General features: G+C 38.5%; 19 protein-coding genes. 11 read left to right on the forward strand and 8 right to left on the reverse strand.

What is annotated here, in order from left to right; genetic code table 11:
• The first annotated feature begins 84 nt into the window (after nucleotides 1-84).
• The 3 genes from GJV03_RS09175 to GJV03_RS09185 all read left to right on the forward strand — a co-directional run bounded on the left by GJV03_RS09175 (nucleotide 85) and on the right by GJV03_RS09185 (nucleotide 2236).
• Entirely contained in the window at nucleotides 85-627 is a 543-nt protein-coding gene (locus GJV03_RS09175; RefSeq protein WP_105713903.1) for an ankyrin repeat domain-containing protein, read from the forward strand.
• Nucleotides 628-642: 15 nt separating this feature from the next.
• Nucleotides 643-1410, forward strand: coding sequence for a transporter (locus tag GJV03_RS09180; RefSeq protein ID WP_154129936.1), 768 nt, complete (start codon nucleotides 643-645; stop codon nucleotides 1408-1410).
• Nucleotides 1411-1555: 145 nt separating this feature from the next.
• Nucleotides 1556-2236 carry a glutathione S-transferase family protein gene (locus GJV03_RS09185; protein WP_154129937.1) on the forward strand — a complete coding sequence of 227 codons (681 nt, stop codon included), beginning with the start codon at nucleotides 1556-1558 and terminating at the stop codon, nucleotides 2234-2236.
• Between the two features lie 14 nt (nucleotides 2237-2250).
• Here the strand turns inward: GJV03_RS09185 and GJV03_RS09190 are convergent, their stop codons facing one another.
• From GJV03_RS09190 to GJV03_RS09200, 3 genes are all read right to left on the reverse strand, one after another.
• Nucleotides 2251-3366 carry a GGDEF domain-containing protein gene (locus tag GJV03_RS09190; protein ID WP_224964554.1) on the reverse strand — a complete coding sequence of 372 codons (1116 nt, stop codon included), beginning with the start codon at nucleotides 3364-3366 and terminating at the stop codon, nucleotides 2251-2253.
• Between the two features lie 256 nt (nucleotides 3367-3622).
• Nucleotides 3623-4225, reverse strand: a complete 603-nt coding sequence (locus GJV03_RS09195; protein WP_004718646.1) for a GGDEF domain-containing protein — start codon at nucleotides 4223-4225, stop codon at nucleotides 3623-3625.
• Nucleotides 4226-4555: 330 nt separating this feature from the next.
• Nucleotides 4556-5470, reverse strand: a complete 915-nt coding sequence (locus GJV03_RS09200) for an alpha/beta hydrolase (RefSeq protein WP_154129938.1) — start codon at nucleotides 5468-5470, stop codon at nucleotides 4556-4558.
• A 153-nt stretch (nucleotides 5471-5623) separates the two neighbouring features.
• Between GJV03_RS09200 and GJV03_RS09205 the strand changes: the two genes are divergently transcribed.
• On the forward strand, nucleotides 5624-6055 hold the full coding sequence (locus GJV03_RS09205; RefSeq protein WP_004718644.1) for a DUF2147 domain-containing protein: 432 nt from the start codon (nucleotides 5624-5626) through the stop codon (nucleotides 6053-6055).
• Nucleotides 6056-6120: 65 nt separating this feature from the next.
• On the opposite strand, the gene GJV03_RS09210 is transcribed toward GJV03_RS09205, so the two are convergent.
• Nucleotides 6121-6477 (reverse strand): Spx/MgsR family RNA polymerase-binding regulatory protein, encoded by a 357-nt coding sequence (locus GJV03_RS09210; RefSeq protein ID WP_004718643.1) that lies wholly within the window; start codon nucleotides 6475-6477, stop codon nucleotides 6121-6123.
• A 508-nt stretch (nucleotides 6478-6985) separates the two neighbouring features.
• Complete coding sequence (locus GJV03_RS09215) at nucleotides 6986-7804, reverse strand: exodeoxyribonuclease III (protein WP_004818376.1); 819 nt, start codon at nucleotides 7802-7804, stop codon at nucleotides 6986-6988.
• Between the two features lie 40 nt (nucleotides 7805-7844).
• On the opposite strand from GJV03_RS09215, the gene pyrE reads away from it, so the two are divergent.
• Both pyrE and GJV03_RS09225 read left to right on the forward strand, forming a co-directional pair.
• Nucleotides 7845-8495: an orotate phosphoribosyltransferase gene (pyrE, locus tag GJV03_RS09220; protein ID WP_004718641.1), complete on the forward strand. Its 651-nt coding sequence runs from the start codon at nucleotides 7845-7847 to the stop codon at nucleotides 8493-8495.
• A 75-nt stretch (nucleotides 8496-8570) separates the two neighbouring features.
• Nucleotides 8571-9104, forward strand: a complete 534-nt coding sequence (locus GJV03_RS09225; RefSeq protein WP_004718640.1) for a hypothetical protein — start codon at nucleotides 8571-8573, stop codon at nucleotides 9102-9104.
• A 2-nt stretch (nucleotides 9105-9106) separates the two neighbouring features.
• Here GJV03_RS09225 and GJV03_RS09230 read toward each other — a convergent pair whose 3' ends face one another.
• The 3 genes from GJV03_RS09230 to GJV03_RS09240 are packed head-to-tail and all read right to left on the reverse strand — an operon-like array spanning nucleotide 9107 to nucleotide 10776.
• On the reverse strand, nucleotides 9107-9817 hold the full coding sequence (locus GJV03_RS09230; RefSeq protein WP_056517150.1) for a VanW family protein: 711 nt from the start codon (nucleotides 9815-9817) through the stop codon (nucleotides 9107-9109).
• 16 nt (nucleotides 9818-9833) lie between these two features.
• A complete protein-coding gene (locus GJV03_RS09235) occupies nucleotides 9834-10535 on the reverse strand; it encodes a class I SAM-dependent methyltransferase (RefSeq protein ID WP_105713900.1) in 702 nt (233 codons plus the stop codon).
• Nucleotides 10536-10575: 40 nt separating this feature from the next.
• Complete coding sequence (locus GJV03_RS09240) at nucleotides 10576-10776, reverse strand: DUF3565 domain-containing protein (protein ID WP_035371612.1); 201 nt, start codon at nucleotides 10774-10776, stop codon at nucleotides 10576-10578.
• A 110-nt stretch (nucleotides 10777-10886) separates the two neighbouring features.
• On the opposite strand from GJV03_RS09240, the gene gshB reads away from it, so the two are divergent.
• The 5 genes from gshB to GJV03_RS09265 all read left to right on the forward strand — a co-directional run bounded on the left by gshB (nucleotide 10887) and on the right by GJV03_RS09265 (nucleotide 16566).
• The gene (gene gshB / locus GJV03_RS09245) at nucleotides 10887-11831 is read left to right on the forward strand and encodes a glutathione synthase (protein ID WP_151956709.1); all 945 of its coding nucleotides are present in this window, start codon (nucleotides 10887-10889) and stop codon (nucleotides 11829-11831) included.
• A 305-nt stretch (nucleotides 11832-12136) separates the two neighbouring features.
• Nucleotides 12137-13234 carry an undecaprenyldiphospho-muramoylpentapeptide beta-N-acetylglucosaminyltransferase gene (gene murG / locus GJV03_RS09250; protein ID WP_016539102.1) on the forward strand — a complete coding sequence of 366 codons (1098 nt, stop codon included), beginning with the start codon at nucleotides 12137-12139 and terminating at the stop codon, nucleotides 13232-13234.
• Between the two features lie 13 nt (nucleotides 13235-13247).
• Nucleotides 13248-14696, forward strand: a complete 1449-nt coding sequence (gene murC, locus GJV03_RS09255) for a UDP-N-acetylmuramate--L-alanine ligase (protein ID WP_056517161.1) — start codon at nucleotides 13248-13250, stop codon at nucleotides 14694-14696.
• A gap of 81 nt (nucleotides 14697-14777) precedes the next feature.
• Nucleotides 14778-15707, forward strand: coding sequence for a D-alanine--D-alanine ligase (locus tag GJV03_RS09260; RefSeq protein WP_056517162.1), 930 nt, complete (start codon nucleotides 14778-14780; stop codon nucleotides 15705-15707).
• Between the two features lie 4 nt (nucleotides 15708-15711).
• Nucleotides 15712-16566, forward strand: coding sequence for a cell division protein FtsQ/DivIB (locus tag GJV03_RS09265; RefSeq protein WP_004718624.1), 855 nt, complete (start codon nucleotides 15712-15714; stop codon nucleotides 16564-16566).
• Nucleotides 16567-16586 lie beyond the last annotated feature (20 nt).

Raw genomic sequence — 16586 nt, forward strand, 5'->3', positions numbered from 1 at the left:
AAAAGCGACACGATTAAAATTTTTCAAAGCTATTTTAAAAATATTCGTCATAATGTTGTATAGGAATAGAATAGTGAGATCAAAATGTTATCAGCACAACAACAAGTCTTTATACAGGCTTTAGAAGATTTAGACCTTGCTCAAGTCAAACGTTTGCTTGCAGATGGATTTGATCCTAACTTTATGGAACCTGAAAAAGGACCAGCTGTTTCAATTTGGTCAGATGGATTGTTTAAATGGTGGGAAAAAATTTGTGATGCCTATGAAGCAGGTCATCCTTTAACGGCAGAACAAAAAGCACAAGATTTACAACCGCATTTAGATATTTTGGATGCTTTAATTAGTGCCAAAGCAAACTTTTATTTGTGGGACACTGAAGAGTGCTATGGTCCACTGTGGGATGCAGCAAGCGCAGCCTGTGTACCTGCAATTCATAAGCTTTTAGATCATAAGGTTGACCCGAACACCAAAGATGAAGAAGGTAAGACCATTTTATCTTCAATCAGTGATTTGTTCTTTGATTGTGAATTTGATCAAATAGATTGGTCTCAGGCTTTACCTGAAGAGAAAGAATCTTTAGAGTTACTACGTAGTCGCGGTGCGAAAATGTCCAAAGAATTATCGTAAATTTTGAGTCTTCATATGGCAATTTTAAATAGAATCACATTAGCCCTTGCTTCGAGTCTAAGTATAAGCGCAATGGCAGCAGAATTTTCTTTTGATCGTCCTGGAACTGGTTTTGGAACAGGAATCACGCCAGTGGGTAAATTGGCTTGGGAGCAAGGTCTACCAAGTGCGACCTATACAGAAACTAAAGTAGATGGCGCAAAAGCAAAAACTGTAACCCTCAATGGCGATATGCTGCTCCGTACCGGTTTAACCTCTAGTATGGAGTTACAGTTAGGCTGGCAGGGTCCAGCTTGGACACAAACCAAGTACAAAGGCATTAAAGAGGATGACTCTGGCTTAGGTGATGTTTCTATTGGGATTAAAAAAGCCATCGACTTAAATGATGATAAATTATCCATGGCGATTTTGGCTCAAGCCTTGATTGCAACGGGCAATGATGGTTTTAGTGAAGAAGATGATATTTATAGCATCGGCACATCATTAGATTATCAGTATAACGATTTGGTCAATACTGGAATCACCATGAACTATGCTGTGCAAGATGGTCATTGGTCAGTGACCGCTGTACCTACTGTCGGTTATAAAATTGCAGGTAATCTTTCAGGGTTCTCTGAGTTTGTCTATTCAAAAACAGAAAGCCAAAACTATAAGTATGGTCTAGGCTCTGGTTTGATCTATGCGGTTAATGAGCGTACCCAACTTGATGGAAGTGTGGGTGTCGATTTGGAAGGGCGAGACCGTAGTTATAAAGCTGGTTTAGGTGTGGCATTCTTATTCTAATCAATTCAGTCTGATACATCGTCAAGGAGTAGTTGATCTACTCCTTGATTTGTTTTTAAAGCGAGCAATTTTCGAAATGCTTTTAGAATAGTCTTATCTTGTGTATGCTGAGTTCAAAATAAGCAATAAACACAGGAGTATTAAAATGTTAGAACTGTTTATTGGTGATAAAAATTACTCGACTTGGTCGATGCGTCCTTGGTTAGTAATTCAGCATTTTAATATTTCATTTACAGAGCACCTAATCCCTTTTGATCACTTTGACCTCGACAGCCAATTTAAACAAAGTATTTTAAAGATAAGCCCAACTGGCAAAGTCCCAGCTTTAGTAGACGATGGCTTTTTAGTTTGGGATTCTTTGGCGATTTGTGAATATCTGGCAGAAAAGTTTCCTGAAAAACAATTGTGGCCTCAAGATGTAAAACAACGTGCACGCGCAAGATCGATGTCCGCTGAAATGCACAGTAGTTTTATGGCTTTGCGTAGTTGTTGTGATATGAATTTAGATGCTGATTTAAAGCATATTGGTGCACAGCTTTGGCAGGAAAATTTAAAACTACAGCAAGATGTAAAACGGATTGAACAATTATGGTCGGAGCGACCACACCCTGACAGTTTTTTATGTGGTGATGAGTTTACTATTGTCGATGCTTTTTATGCGCCAGTTGTGATGCGGTTTATGGGTTATGGCATTGCAGTATCAGCAAACAGTCAACGTTATATCGATAAGATATTAGCCGTCCCTGCTGTACAGCAATGGATAGCAGAAGCGCAAGCAGAATTTCGATTTGTAGCATGTGAAGAGCAATATCGCAGTCAGGTTTAATCTATTGAATACTGCTAAGCTATTTCATTGATTTGAGCGCGGTAGAGCTGTACTTGATTGCGCCCAGACTGTTTGGCCCGATATAGCGCTTTGTCTGCCAGATGAATAATTTTACTAATATTGTCATCGTCACTGGAGGTGGCAATACCAAAACTGGCGGTCAGCTGAACATAATGATGATCAAGGGATTCAAGCACTTGGTTTTGAATCGCCAATCGACAGCGTTCAGCAAGTGCTTGAGCAATGTTTAAAGAGGTTTCAGGTAAGGCAATAATAAATTCTTCACCGCCATAACGAGCCACAATATCCGACTGACGAATGTGAGATGATAATAATTTGGCAACTTGACACAATGCTTCATCACCAAAATGATGTCCATATAAGTCATTGATTTCTTTGAAATGATCAATATCAATCAAGATAATGGCATATTCGGTTTGCTTATTTTGGATATCATCAAGCTTTTCATTAAAAAAACGACGATTATATAAATTGGTCAGTGGGTCAATTTCACTGAGTTTTTTGATTAATGACTCTCTATGTCGCCACTGAGACAGTAAAATCTCACATAAAATCAAACATACAATTAAAATAGGAATAATAAAATATAGCATTGTTCCTACCCAGAACGGGTTATCATGCCGATTATTTTCTAATATATGTGTATTAAAAATTGGGGCATACGGAATGATGCGCCAATAAGTACAAAGCATCATTGAAATATAGAACAGTAGTGCAGTGCTAATTTGCAGATAAATAATTTTTCTATTGAATAAGATTAAACCCACACCAGAAATACAAACAAATGCAAAAACAGTAGCTGGACTATAGATACCAACGAGGAAACCATCAGCAAGCATTAAAAGAATAAAAATACTGATGACAATATGGGGGAGGATAGTGTTCGCCCATTTTTTATTTTGAAAGAAATAACAAAATGCAATCAGAAAAAAAAGCAGTAGGGTTGAGCCAGCATTGACCACAAGTTGTGAACGAATCAAGGAGATATTGACCCATTGCCAAGTTTCTGGATTTAACAGGATAAAAATTTTCCATACGATCCATGATAAATGAAGGGCAACAGTCAGGAACAGAATCAAGATACATTTATGTAAACTGCTCCAATTCATAATGATATTTGAATCTAATTGTTGTTTCAGCTTTTGCCAGTAATGATTAAGTCTTATATTCGATACCTTCATTCATAATTATTCCAGGGTTTTTCAAGCTGTAATTCATTAAGTACTGATTAATAATTTTTTAAATTATAGTGATTAAAATTTATTAAAACAAAGAATTGTTATCATTTATTTGTTAATAAATAGGTATTTTATTATTAATATAAAGTAAATAGTGGTGTAATTAATTTTTAAATATACAGATGTTTTAAGACAAAACACCTGTGCCCGAATAACAAGGTTTACGATTGGTTTTCGCAATATATAATGCTTGATCTGCTTGTTGTAACACTGCATTACTCATGCTGTCATGTTTAGAAACAGATGCACCACAACTTGTTTGAAGTGGGATGACTTTGTTGTTGATCTTTAAATCATAATGATTAATTAAACGTGATAGACGATCTGCGATATGACGTGCTTGATCCTGAGTAACATCACTGAGAATTAAAATAAATTCAGATTCGCTATAGCGGCCAACAAGGTCAGTTTCACGGATATTTTGTAATAACTCTTGGGCTATAGCCGCTAAAGCTTTATGGGCAATTTTTAGATTGTATTTGTTCTTGATTTCACACAAGTTATCAACACTAAGCAAAATGATACCAAAGTTAGAATCAGTCTGAGGATGTAATTCTTTTAAATAGGTATTAATTGCAAACTGATTATAAATACCTGTATGTGGGTCGATTTCCAAACTGTTACTCAGTTGGTTTTTATATATTAATTTGGCAATAAATGAGTGTTTCAATACTTGATTGAATAATGAATGAATTTTACGTCGTTTTTCGGAATAAATTTTATTACGCATAATCTAATCCATCCACACTTGGATTTTTATTGTTGATGCCTAGAATGTAGCAATTTATTGACTTAAACTCAAACTAAAGTTTAAGTAAATACTTGAAGGATATATACATAATTTAAAAAAATGTGATTAATTTTGTAGTATAGGTTAAGAGTCTGTTGAAATTTGAAAAAGCACTAAACATAAATCTGACAAGCAATATAGTTTCAATGAATTGTATGGTTATTATTCTAGTGAATGCTCATTTTTTAAATTGATTATTTTATTTTTAAAGATGAACAACAGTTTGGTTTTTAAAATCATCTGTTGTTCATTATTTGGCCAATATTGGGATCAATCTTTGTCAATTTTATGAGCAAATTCAGCAATATCTGCTAAAGATTGTTTTGCTTCATCAAACCATGGGCTAAACATTTGGAAATTATGCCACATTCCCGTATATAGCTTGTAATTGACTTGGACACCAGCAGCTTTGGCTTTTTCTTCGAAACGTTGCGCATCTGACAAAAGAATTTCTTTAGAACCAATTTGAACCAAGGTTGGAGGCAACCCTGCAAAATCTCCGAAAATAGGCGAAAGTGGGGGTAAAGAACGATCCATGTTTTTCGGTACGTAAAAATCAATACCAGATTCAAGTGCTTCGATTGACAGTAAAGCATCATGCTTCTGATTATAGCGTAAAGACTCGCCTGTTAAGGTCAGGTCTAAGAAGGGTGACATTAGGATTAAAGCGCTAGGGAGTTGTTGCTTATTTTCTTCTTTGATTCGTAATGCGAGTGCCAAAGCCAGATTCGCTCCACAAGAATCACCTGACACAATAATGTCTTTCGCTAGCACGCCTTGATCTAAAAGTTGCTGATAAATATCATAAATCGCATCACTTGCTTCAGGGAATGTACTTTCAGGTGCGAGCGGGTAATCGACATGTAAAACTTGCATTTGTGTACGTGCAGCAACTTCAGATAAAAAAGCCCGATGGGTTTTGATAGAACCGACAAAAAACGCTCCACCATGAATATGAAAAATCATTTGAGTCGCATGCGCTTGCGGTTTAATTTCTTCTGCCCGAATCCCCGCAATGCGCAAAGAACGGATCTGTACATCTTTACGTTGTGGAAAAACACGTGCAAGTTGTTCTATTCCAAAACGTGCAGTTGCCGGGGGAAGATTGAAACGACTTGGAAATTTGAAGCTAGATTTAAGAATAGATTCTGTAAGATATTGTTTCAGAGCTGGGTTAATCTTCATGTTCCTTCCATATTGTTAAACTTTTGACTTTATTTTTGTTGATTTATCAACATTTGTTACAAGGGTACACTATATAGTCACATTCAAGAATTGCTAAATCGACGTAAATTTTTGATACTATAAAGTGTCAATTAGACTAGGGAAAACAAAACAATGAAAAAAATTGTACTTGCATTAGGCTTATTATCAGCAACAGTTCTTGCAAATGCTGCGGATCCACTCAATGGAACAGTTTGGAAAACAATTGATGACACAACGAAACAGCCAAAAGCAATTGTGAAATTCACTGAACAAAAAAATGGAACATTGACGGCAACAATTCAAAGTATTTTAACACCAGGTGAGGAAAATACTTGTACCAAATGTGAAGGCCCTTACCACAATAAATCATTGAAAGGCGTGACGATTGTCAATGGTTTAAAAAATGTCGGTGGTAAAAACTATGACAATGGTACGATTCTAGATCCTAAAAATGGCAAGACCTATAAACTCAAAGGTGAACTTGCTGGTAATCAGTTAAAGTTACGTGGTTATATGGGTATTTCTGCTTTAGGTCGCAACCAAACTTGGGTGCGTGCAAACTAAGCAGATTGATTCACTGCAACAAAAAGCCTGATCTATTGATCAGGCTTTTTGTTGCTCGATTATTTTTATGTTGTAAGTTTTAAAGCTTTAATTTTATCTTCATCAAAACCAATTACATATTGGCCATTTTGATCAATCACAGGGCGTTTGATTAAACTGGTGTGTGTGGTAAGCGCTTGAATCAGTGCTTGTTCACTCGACAAAGCCAGTTGCTGTTCTTGTTCACTGAGTTTTTTCCACGTTGTGCCTTTTTTATTGAGCACAAGATCTTGCCCAATATGATCGAGCCATTGTTTAACCGTCTCTGCATCTATGCCTTGTTTTTTATAATCATGAAATTCATAACTCAAGCCAAGTTCAGTCAGTAAATCAAAAGCTTTTTTCATGGAGTTACAATTTTTGATTCCATAAATTTTCAACATGTCTTAACCTAATATTCAATTGTTTGATTTGACAGAAAGAGTAGCAAAATTGCCAATATGTACAGTATAAGAATAGATAAAATATTTTAAAAGGCATGATTGCTGTCATCAGAATTTAACAATTTGCGCTTAATATTTTATTGAAGCGAGCAGCAGACTGGCTGACTAAATGATTTAAAAATAAAAAATGAAACTAAAAAAAATTGAAATTAAAAAAAGAGAAAACCCGCATCTAATCATCCTGATTATGCGGGTCTCATTACAACGTCCAATGTCACATCCTTGAAAAATAAATATTCAAAATACTTATTTCCTTTTCTTCCTACGGCGTCCTATCCTTTTGCTGTCATCCTGACAATGTCCCTGTGCCGTGCGTGTATAATGCGCTTGTTGATATGAAGAAAATATAAGATAACACGACAAAATTTGTAAGTTATTGCCTTGTAATCAGTGAACACTTGTTCACAAAAATGCTCAATTTTTATTTAAAAATTGAGCATAGGGCTGTTTAAATTTGATAATCAATAATCACAGGGGCATGGTCGCTATACCATTCATCTTTATAGACCCAAGCATTGACTGTGCGATCTTTCCAGTCTGGTGAGCATGCTTGATAATCAATACGCCAACCAACATTTTTCGCACGTGCTTGTCCACGATTCGACCACCAAGAATACAGTTCTGCTTCTTTACGGACTTCACGAAATGTATCGACATAGCCCAGTTCGTCATAAATATGATCTAACCAAGCACGTTCATGTGGTAAGCAACCTGATGATTTTTGGTTACCTGACCAGTTTTTAATATCGATTCGTTTATGCACGATGTTGTAATCGCCACATACAATGATTGACTTATCTTCATCACGCCATTGTTTTAAAATTTTTCGATATTCTTCTAAGAAGTGATCTTTACGAGCTTGTGCTTCATCACCTGATGAACCTGAAGGTAAATACAGCGAGCAGATGTGCACAGGTTTGGCTAAACCGACATCAAATTCCGCGCTAATAAAACGACCTTGGCTATCGGCAAGTTCAAAACCCAAACCATTCTGGATCGATTTAAACGGCAAGCGACTGTAAATTGCTGTACCTGCATAGCCTGATTTTTCCGCAGGAAACAGATGGGTAAACCAACCTTCGGGTTTAAATTTATCGGTCCATTGTTCATGCGTAATACGGCTTTCTTGGATACAGATCACGTCTGCATCTGACTTTTCCATCCATTCAAGTAGGCCTTTAGTGACGGATGAACGTAAGCCATTTACGTTAATTGAGACAACTCTTAAAATTTTTTGATCACTTGGATAGCTACTCTTTGGTATCATGCGCAGTCATAACCTCAATGTATGAATTTTGGAGCACCTCATGTCAACGCCAGCTCAGTTTAACCCGCAAGCTTTTATCGAACTCGCATTATCACGTGGTGTGCTTAAATTTGGTGAGTTTACTTTAAAATCAGGCCGTGTGAGCCCTTATTTTTTTAATGCAGGTTTACTCAACGATGGTGAAGCATTATCGCTTTTAGCTCAAGGTTATGCAGATAAATTAACACAATGTAACAACGTTGAAGTGATCTTTGGACCTGCATATAAAGGAATTCCTTTTGTTGCAGCAACAGCTGTGGCTTTGTCACAAGTACATGGTGTAAGTGTGCCTTGGGGCTTTAACCGTAAAGAAGCCAAAGACCATGGTGAAGGCGGTGTATTGGTTGGTGCTTCAGTAGAAGGTAAAAAAGTCTGGATTATTGATGACGTGATTACAGCGGGTACCGCAATTCGTGAAGTTGTCACAATTCTTAAAAATGCAGGTGCGACAATTGCAGGCGTATTGGTTGCACTAGATCGTCAAGAAAAAGGGCAAGGTCAATTGTCTGCCATCCAAGAAGTTCAACAAGAACTTGAGATTCCAGTACATGCTTTAATTAGCATGAAAGACTTAATGGATTATCTAGATGCTAAAGGCGAGCAAGATGCTTTAGCAAAAATGGAAGCTTACCGTGTGAAATATGGTATATAAGTTAAAAAAAAGGATAAGATAAGGAGCATAAGCTCCTTATTTTTATGGACTATAAAGGATTAGGTGCCATTTTTAATGTTCATTCTATTGATAATCGTCGTAGTTGCTGTACTTGGCATTATGTTGGTCAAACATATCGACCAACGACGTTGGCAACGTTACCAATTTGAGCGGGATATGTTTTTTCGGCAATATCCATTTCAATGGAAAGGTTTAGAACAGTTTGAGCTGGTTTTAAATATCAACGTGCACGCCCAGAAAAAATTAATCAATGAATTGATGTTAAGAGCATCTGAGAACAGTTATATCAAGAAATCACGTATTCAACGTGAACCTGAATGTTCGAGACAACAATACTCAATTAAAGTCATGATTCAAGATTTAACCATTGGGCACTTAGAAAAGAAATATGCAGACTTATTGGGAGAAAGTCTAGATCAAACCGATTTTGAAATTGGTCGCCCGATCGAGCTAGATGCTGAAATCATTGTGTTTGAAAAAGATGATATCGAGTTGGGTTGTCGTGTCAAACTGGCTTTACCGCGTGATCCACGGACTGCACATCAATACCTGATAGAAAATAGCCAACAACAATTTCAAGAAAAATAAGCTTAATCAGCATGCGAATTGAGCAAGTAGATACTTTGCTCAATCTGTTCTTGGTCTTGCAAGGTGCGGACAATTCGATGGGTTTTAGAATCTTCAACAATAAATTTGAGTGTATATTCCTTTAAATGCTGCTGAGCGACCAAGGTGGCGACCAGTTGGTCATGTTGTCTGAAAATTTGAATTTGTAGTGCCTGATCTAAACAATTTTGAAACTGTAAGTCCTTATAGCCATACACCACAGTTGCATCACTGCCTAAAGGGGTAAAGCGCTCATGTTCCTGATAAATATCAATCGAATGTGAATGTCGTTCTGTGATGGTTAAACCCGCTTTTAACGCATTGATATAGAGCAAGCAAGAAATTTGACAAATCCCACCACCCAGATCTTCTGAAATTTTTCCATTGACCAGATTACGCCCTGTTTTAAAGCCATTGTTTAACGTCGGGGCTGTTACCAAATGCCAAAATGAAAAGATTTGATTTGGCTCAATGACCAAACCGTTTATGCTCTGAATCGCAAGATCAATGTTATGGGTTTTATTTTCAAAATAATGATTTATCTTGATGCTTTGTTGGGTTGAAATTTGCTGGTCTGATTGCCACAGTGTTTGATGTTTTAAGGCAAACTGTAGCTTCGAGAAAAGGTGTTCACGACAATACCTGCGTAATAACTGATAAAGCAGTTTCCATGATTTGGGTAAATATTGCCGCATATTCCACCTGCTTATTCTAATTGTTTACTGACGGTTGTTTTTCTAAAACGACAACCAAGTATGATGCATATTCTTTTAAAAATGAACGGCACATCAAGCTGTCTAGGCTTCTAAACAGTGGGCGTAAAATCGTTGGAATACGATGGATAGGGAAAAATAAAAAGCCCTGACTTTCAACCAGCTTCCATTGAGGGCCAAGCAGCTTTTCAATCTCTGCCAATGTCATTTGATGAGCAGCATGCCAGCTTTGTTGTTGATGCTTTACAGCTTGTCGACGTTTGGCAGAGGGGAAATCAAAAATAAGCTTGCCATTGGTTTTTAATTTTTGCTGCGCCTCATTCAGAAACTGTTCTGTGGTTGTATGGTCTTGATGCATGATCACATGAAAGCTATAAATGACATCGAGCTGATGGTTTTCGATTGGAATTTCAGTCAGAGAGCCTTCAAGCAAGATTTTATGCGGATATTTTTCTCTAGCGACTTTCAGCATTTCAGGGCTGAAATCTACACCGTAATCGGCATAATCGAGTAAACGACCTGTACCACAACCGATATCCATACAATGTGTAGGTGCTGTTTTACTGAGAATACGCTTGAGAAAAGCACGCTCTTGTTGGTCTAAATATTGCCCATAACTGTTGTTAAAACGGTTGTTATCGTAGTCGTGCGCAAGTTTGTTATAGTAATTTTTAATCTCTGAGTCAGGTTGATTCGACATTGAATAACTCTTTTTATTGACGAATAGAAACTAATTCAACTTATAAACTATTTTGTTGAAGATCACACGTTTTACACGCTAAAAACATGCCTATTTTTTCCTGCCGTCCTTGTTCTGTCAACACCCACGGACGATTCTGCCAAGGCGGAAGATGACGTACATGTTGTTGATGCCCACACGCAAGTTCAGCAACATAATGTTGCTCCTCATCCAAATGAAATCCCACAATGGCTTGTTGCATTTCGATCATCATATTCACAATAATTGCTAAGAGTTTAGCGAAATTTCGAAAAAGTACACCAGATTCTCCGCTATACTGCATTCAATCCAAAATTTTATAAGAGCATCAATATGCGCGTACTTGTTGTGATGGATCCCATCGAAAGTGTAAACCTGAAAAAAGACTCAACAATGGCAATGTTATGGGCGGCTGCACGTCGAGGGCATGAGTTAGGCTATGCATTACAACAAGATTTATATATTGACCAAGGCAAAGCATTTGGTTTGATTTCACCGCTTCAGGTTTTTGAAGATTATGATCACTACTATGAGTTAGGTGAAAAAGCCAAAGAGTCACTTGCGGCCTATGATGTAGTGTTGATGCGTAAAGATCCGCCTTTTGACATGAACTTTGTTTATACCACTTATATTTTGGAACAGGCAGAGCGTGAAGGGGTGTGGATTATTAACAAACCACAAAGTTTGCGTGACTGTAATGAAAAACTATTTGCGACCCAATTTCCAGATCTACAAGTACCCACTTTGGTGACTTCACAGCAAAGTTTGATTCGTGAATTCTTAAAAGAACATGGTGACGTTATTGTTAAGCCACTGGATGGTATGGGTGGAATGGGGATCTTCCGTTTATATCAAGATGGCGTCAATATTGGTTCAACCATTGAAATTTTAACTGAAAATGGCACACAACCGATTATGGCACAACGTTATATCCCTGAAATTGTGGATGGTGATAAACGTATTTTGCTGATTAATGGTGAGCCTGTACCTTATTGCTTGGCTCGTATTCCTCAAAATGGTGAGGTGCGTGGGAATTTGGCAGCAGGCGGTTTGGGTGAAGCTCGTCCATTGACTGAAAATGACAAAGCCATCGCAGCCAAAGTTGGACCATTCTTAAAAGCCAAAGGCTTGGTTTTTGTCGGATTAGATGTGATTGGAAATTATGTCACTGAAATCAATGTCACCAGTCCAACCTGTATTCGTGAAATTGATGATCAATTTGGTACTTCAATTGCAGATGATTTGTTTAATGTACTAGAAGCAGGTCAGTCAGTTTAATTTAAGCTGGGATACTACATTCTAAATCTCAACTAAAAAATAGAGTCGTTCGCGGCTCTATTTTTTTGCTGTCGATTGGCTATAAAAATGATAAATCATCGAGAAATATAAAAAAATAACGTTTAATTCCACTTTTTTTAACGGATTAATGATAAAAGTAGTTTAAACTTTCAAATCAGTAGAAAAAAACAATGAAAGGCTTGGTGAAAAAAAGTAAATAAACTTTTCCCCATAGCGGATTGTGATTACAATTGGTTGTTTAAGATATTCGTTAAATATTTATTTTTGCATTGAAGAATTAGACCGTGACCGAACCCCAGCAAAGCACACCGAAACACATCATGATGATGGCGGCAGGTACAGGTGGACATGTATTCCCTGCACTGGCAGTTGCAAAAGAATTGCAACAACAAGGCAGCCAAGTGTCTTGGTTGGCGACTCCGACAGGTATGGAAAATCGACTTTTAAAACAACATGATATTCCAATCTATCAAATTGATATTCAAGGTGTACGTGGCAATGGTATTGTACGTAAATTAGCTGCACCCTTTAAAATTTTAAAAGCAACCTTGAGCGCAATGCGCTATATGAAACAGCTCAATGTCGATGCAGTGGCTGGTTTTGGGGGGTATGTTGCGGGGCCGGGTGGTTTGGCTGCACGTTTGTTGGGTATTCCTGTGATTATTCATGAACAAAATGCAGTGGCAGGCTTTACCAATACTCAGCTTTCAAGAATTGCTAAAAAAGTCTGCGAAGCATTTCCAGATACTTTTCCGAAAAGTGAAAAAATTGTGACGACAGGTAATCCTGTACGGGCAGAAATTACCGCAATTTATAATCCTTCTTTTCGTTATAAAGAACGCGAAAATGCGGCTGAACCTTTACATATTTTAATTGTCGGTGGTTCTTTGGGTGCGCAAGCCTTGAATGAATGTGTACCTCAAGCCTTAAAACAATTTGATGTTCCATTAAAAGTATTTCATCAGTGTGGGCAAAATAAACAAGAGACCACACAGGCTTTATATGCGGATGCACCTGCAAATATACAGGTTGAGGTTCAGCAATTTATTGAAGATATGGCACTGGCCTATAGCAACGCAGATTTAATTATTTGTCGTGCTGGCGCACTAACAGTCACTGAAGTGGCGACGGCTGGTGTGGCGGCAGTATTTGTGCCATTACCAAGTGCGGTGGATGATCACCAAACTGCCAATGCAAGATTTTTGGAGAAAACAGGTGCTGCGAAAATCTGTCCGCAGCAGAGCATGACTCCAGATTCGTTAAAGGATTTACTAACACCGTTGATGAACCGCCAATTACTGATGGAAATGGCGGTAAAAGCTCGTCAACAAGCTCAACCAGATGCAACACAACGTGTGGTTGGTTTAATTCAAGATTTGTAAGTTAGAGTTGATTATGTCTCCAACAAGCCCTGCTGATAAAGCAAAAAACCTAATTAAAATTCCAGAGATGCGCCGTATTAAACATATCCATTTTGTGGGTATCGGTGGCGCTGGGATGTGCGGTATTGCAGAAGTATTGAAAAACCAAGGCTATAAGGTTTCTGGTTCTGACATTAAGGCATCAAAAACAACGGTTCAACTTGAAGAAAACGGCATTAAAGTTTTTATTGGACATACGGCAGACAATATCAAAGGTGCAAATGTACTGGTTGTTTCTACTGCAATTGACCCTGAAAATTTAGAAGTAAAAGCAGCAATTGAAAATCGTATACCAGTAGTTCGTCGTGCAGAAATGTTGGGTGAATTGATGCGTTATCGTCATGGTATCGCGGTTGCAGGAACCCATGGTAAAACCACCACAACCAGTTTAGTGACCTGCATGTTGGCAGAAGAGAACATGGATCCAACTTATGTGATCGGTGGTCTGTTAAACCGTACCGGTGTTAATGCAGCGTTGGGTGCTAGTCGTTTTATTGTCGCAGAAGCAGACGAATCAGATGCATCATTTTTACATCTAGAGCCTATGGCGGCCATTGTTACCAATATTGATGCAGATCATATGGATACCTATGGCGGTAGTTTTGATGTACTTAAAGACACCTTTATCAAATTCTTACAGAAAATGCCGTTCTATGGCTTGGCTGTAGTTTGTGGTGATGATGCCAATATTCGTGAAATCATGCCACGTATTGGTCGCCCAGTGCTGACCTATGGTTTTAATGAAGACAATGATATTCGAGCAATTGATGTTGAACAAGTTGGTATGCAGTCAAGCTTTACGGTATTGCGTAAAGGTCGTGAACCATTACGTTTAACCATTAATCTTCCGGGTTTGCATAATATTCTAAATGCACTGGCTGCGATTGGTATTGCAACAGATGAAGGTGTTTCTGATGCTGCGATCGCACGTGCCTTAGAAAGCTTTAGTGGTGTAGGTCGCCGTTTCCAAGTTCAAGGTGAGTTTGAGTTGGATGAAGGCACTGTAAAACTTGTAGATGATTATGGGCATCATCCGAAAGAAGTTGAAGCGACCATTAAAGCTGCACGTGCCAGCCATCCAGATCGTCGTTTGGTGATGATGTTCCAGCCACATCGTTATAGTCGTACTCGTGACTGTTTTGATGATTTTGTAGATGTGTTGTCACAAGTCGATCAATTGTTGTTGTTAGAAGTATATTCTGCAGGTGAGAAACCGATTGTTGGTGCAGATAGTCGTTCTTTGGCGCGGAGTATTCGTCTGCGTGGCGAAGTTGAACCGATCTTGATTGACCCAGTGGAAGGCAATTTGCAGAACGCGATACAAAAAGTGTTACAAGCGAATGACTTGTTATTAACACAAGGTGCGGGTAACGTGGGAGCAATTTCTGTAGAATTGGCTCAAAACCAACTGTATTTAAAATAATTGATTTGGCTTTGTTTAAATTTGGATTTGAATAAAGCCTAGAAATTAAATTGACTAACTTATAAGTTTAAGGATTTAAACGTGTCAAATGCTTCTAAATTCGGCAAAGTAGCGGTATTGCTTGGTGGGAAATCTGCTGAGCGTGAGGTGTCATTAGATAGTGGTAAAGCTGTTTTAGAAGCATTATTACGTTCGGGGGTGAATGCTGAAGGCTTCGATCCACAAGAGCGTAGTGTGACGGAACTTGTGGGCTATGATCGCGCATTTATTGTATTGCATGGTCGTGGTGGTGAAGATGGTCAAATCCAAGGCGCGTTAGAATGGATGAATGTACCGTATACAGGTACAGGGGTTCAGGGTTCAGCGATTGGGATGGACAAAGTTAAGACCAAACAAATCTGGCAAGGTTCAGATTTACCGACTGCACCGTATCGTATTATTTCCAAAGATTCTGATTTAACTGAAGTGATTGAAAGCCTTGGCTTACCATTAATCATTAAGCCTGTACATGAAGGTTCTAGTGTTGGTATGAGCAAGGTTGAAAAAGCTGAAGAGCTTGCTGCTGCAATTGAAAAAGCTACAGTACATGATGCTGTGGTGATGGCTGAAAAATGGATCACGGGGCGTGAATACACTATTTCTTTCCTCAATGGTTTGCCATTACCTGTGATTCGTTTGCAACCGCCTGCTGATGTTGCATTCTATGACTATGAGGCAAAATATAACCGTAATGACGTGGAGTATGGTATTCCATGTGGTTTAAGCGAGTCAGAAGAAAAGAACTTACAAGAATTGTGTTTACGTGCTTTCCAAGCAGTCGGTGCCAGTGGTTGGGGACGGATTGATGCGATGTTAGATGAACAAGGTCATTTTTGGTTGTTAGAAGTGAATACAGTGCCTGGCATGACCAGTCACTCACTTGTGCCTAAAGCTGCAAAAGCTGTGGGTTATAGCTTTGATGAATTGTGTGTTGCGATTTTAGCGCAAACGCTCACGGAACAAGCACACTAAGTTTATGGCTCAACTTCCTGCTTCGATGCGTCGCAAACGTGCGGCAATTACATCAATACACGATAAGCCGCCAACACGTCAGGAAAAGCTTCTCAACGTGGGAAGCTGGTTGCTTATGGTCATTGCTATTGCTGTGCTATTTGCAGGAATCTATGGTCTGTATAAGGTGATTACCGATGCTCGGGTGGCCACACTTCAAGTGGTAGGTACCACCTCATCGGTAGAGTCACAAGCGATTACACAACATTTGGCGCCTGTTGTTAAAAATAATTATTTCACCTCGGATTTAGAACAGATTCGAGATAAAGCACTAGAAGTATCATGGGTGGATCGTGTTGTGGTTTCACGGGCATGGCCAAATGGTATTCGCGTGCGGATTATGCCACGTCATGCAATCGCTCGTTGGGGAACTGGGCGATTACTGAGTGATGCTGGAGATGTCTATACAGAAGCGGTGGCGAAGAATTATTCAAACCTGCCATTGCTTCATGGGCCGCTCAGCCAATCCAAAGTGATGATGCGTCGCTATAATGAAATTAATCAATTATTTCACCCAGTCAACTTACGTTTAAAAGAGCTTTATCTCACTGAACGTATGACTTGGTTTATGCAGTTTGATTCGGGACTACGGGTGATCGTAGATCAAGATCAAACCATGAGTAAGCTACAACGTTTAAGTCACTTGGCACAAACTGATTTGAAACCTACTTGGTCGAATATTTCCGCCATTGATTTGCGCTACCGAAATGGTTTGGCAATTCAATGGAGAAATTCTATTTCACCAAAAATTGTGAATGGTCAGTTTGTTGTAACCAGTAATGACATAAGCGTTGCAGGTGGGATGGTTGCACAGCCATAATACGTGGCTTGAAAAAGAGG

The sequence above is a fragment of the Acinetobacter sp. RIT698 genome (assembly GCF_009668065.1).
GTDB classification, from domain to species: domain Bacteria; phylum Pseudomonadota; class Gammaproteobacteria; order Pseudomonadales; family Moraxellaceae; genus Acinetobacter; species Acinetobacter guillouiae.

Bases quoted from the DNA above. Each gene is read 5' to 3' on its own strand.
- GJV03_RS09175 (WP_105713903.1), top strand. From the start codon at position 85: ATGTTATCAGCACAACAACAAGTCTTTATACAGGCTTTAGAAGATTTA.
- GJV03_RS09180 (WP_154129936.1), top strand. From the start codon at position 643: ATGGCAATTTTAAATAGAATCACATTAGCCCTTGCTTCGAGTCTAAGT.
- GJV03_RS09185 (WP_154129937.1), top strand. From the start codon at position 1,556: ATGTTAGAACTGTTTATTGGTGATAAAAATTACTCGACTTGGTCGATG.
- GJV03_RS09190 (WP_224964554.1), bottom strand. From the start codon at position 3,366: ATGAATTGGAGCAGTTTACATAAATGTATCTTGATTCTGTTCCTGACT.
- GJV03_RS09195 (WP_004718646.1), bottom strand. From the start codon at position 4,225: ATGCGTAATAAAATTTATTCCGAAAAACGACGTAAAATTCATTCATTA.
- GJV03_RS09200 (WP_154129938.1), bottom strand. From the start codon at position 5,470: ATGAAGATTAACCCAGCTCTGAAACAATATCTTACAGAATCTATTCTT.
- GJV03_RS09205 (WP_004718644.1), top strand. From the start codon at position 5,624: ATGAAAAAAATTGTACTTGCATTAGGCTTATTATCAGCAACAGTTCTT.
- GJV03_RS09210 (WP_004718643.1), bottom strand. From the start codon at position 6,477: ATGTTGAAAATTTATGGAATCAAAAATTGTAACTCCATGAAAAAAGCT.
- GJV03_RS09215 (WP_004818376.1), bottom strand. From the start codon at position 7,804: ATGATACCAAAGAGTAGCTATCCAAGTGATCAAAAAATTTTAAGAGTT.
- pyrE (WP_004718641.1), top strand. From the start codon at position 7,845: ATGTCAACGCCAGCTCAGTTTAACCCGCAAGCTTTTATCGAACTCGCA.
- GJV03_RS09225 (WP_004718640.1), top strand. From the start codon at position 8,571: ATGTTCATTCTATTGATAATCGTCGTAGTTGCTGTACTTGGCATTATG.
- GJV03_RS09230 (WP_056517150.1), bottom strand. From the start codon at position 9,817: ATGCGGCAATATTTACCCAAATCATGGAAACTGCTTTATCAGTTATTA.
- GJV03_RS09235 (WP_105713900.1), bottom strand. From the start codon at position 10,535: ATGTCGAATCAACCTGACTCAGAGATTAAAAATTACTATAACAAACTT.
- GJV03_RS09240 (WP_035371612.1), bottom strand. From the start codon at position 10,776: ATGCAACAAGCCATTGTGGGATTTCATTTGGATGAGGAGCAACATTAT.
- gshB (WP_151956709.1), top strand. From the start codon at position 10,887: ATGCGCGTACTTGTTGTGATGGATCCCATCGAAAGTGTAAACCTGAAA.
- murC (WP_056517161.1), top strand. From the start codon at position 13,248: ATGTCTCCAACAAGCCCTGCTGATAAAGCAAAAAACCTAATTAAAATT.
- GJV03_RS09265 (WP_004718624.1), top strand. From the start codon at position 15,712: ATGGCTCAACTTCCTGCTTCGATGCGTCGCAAACGTGCGGCAATTACA.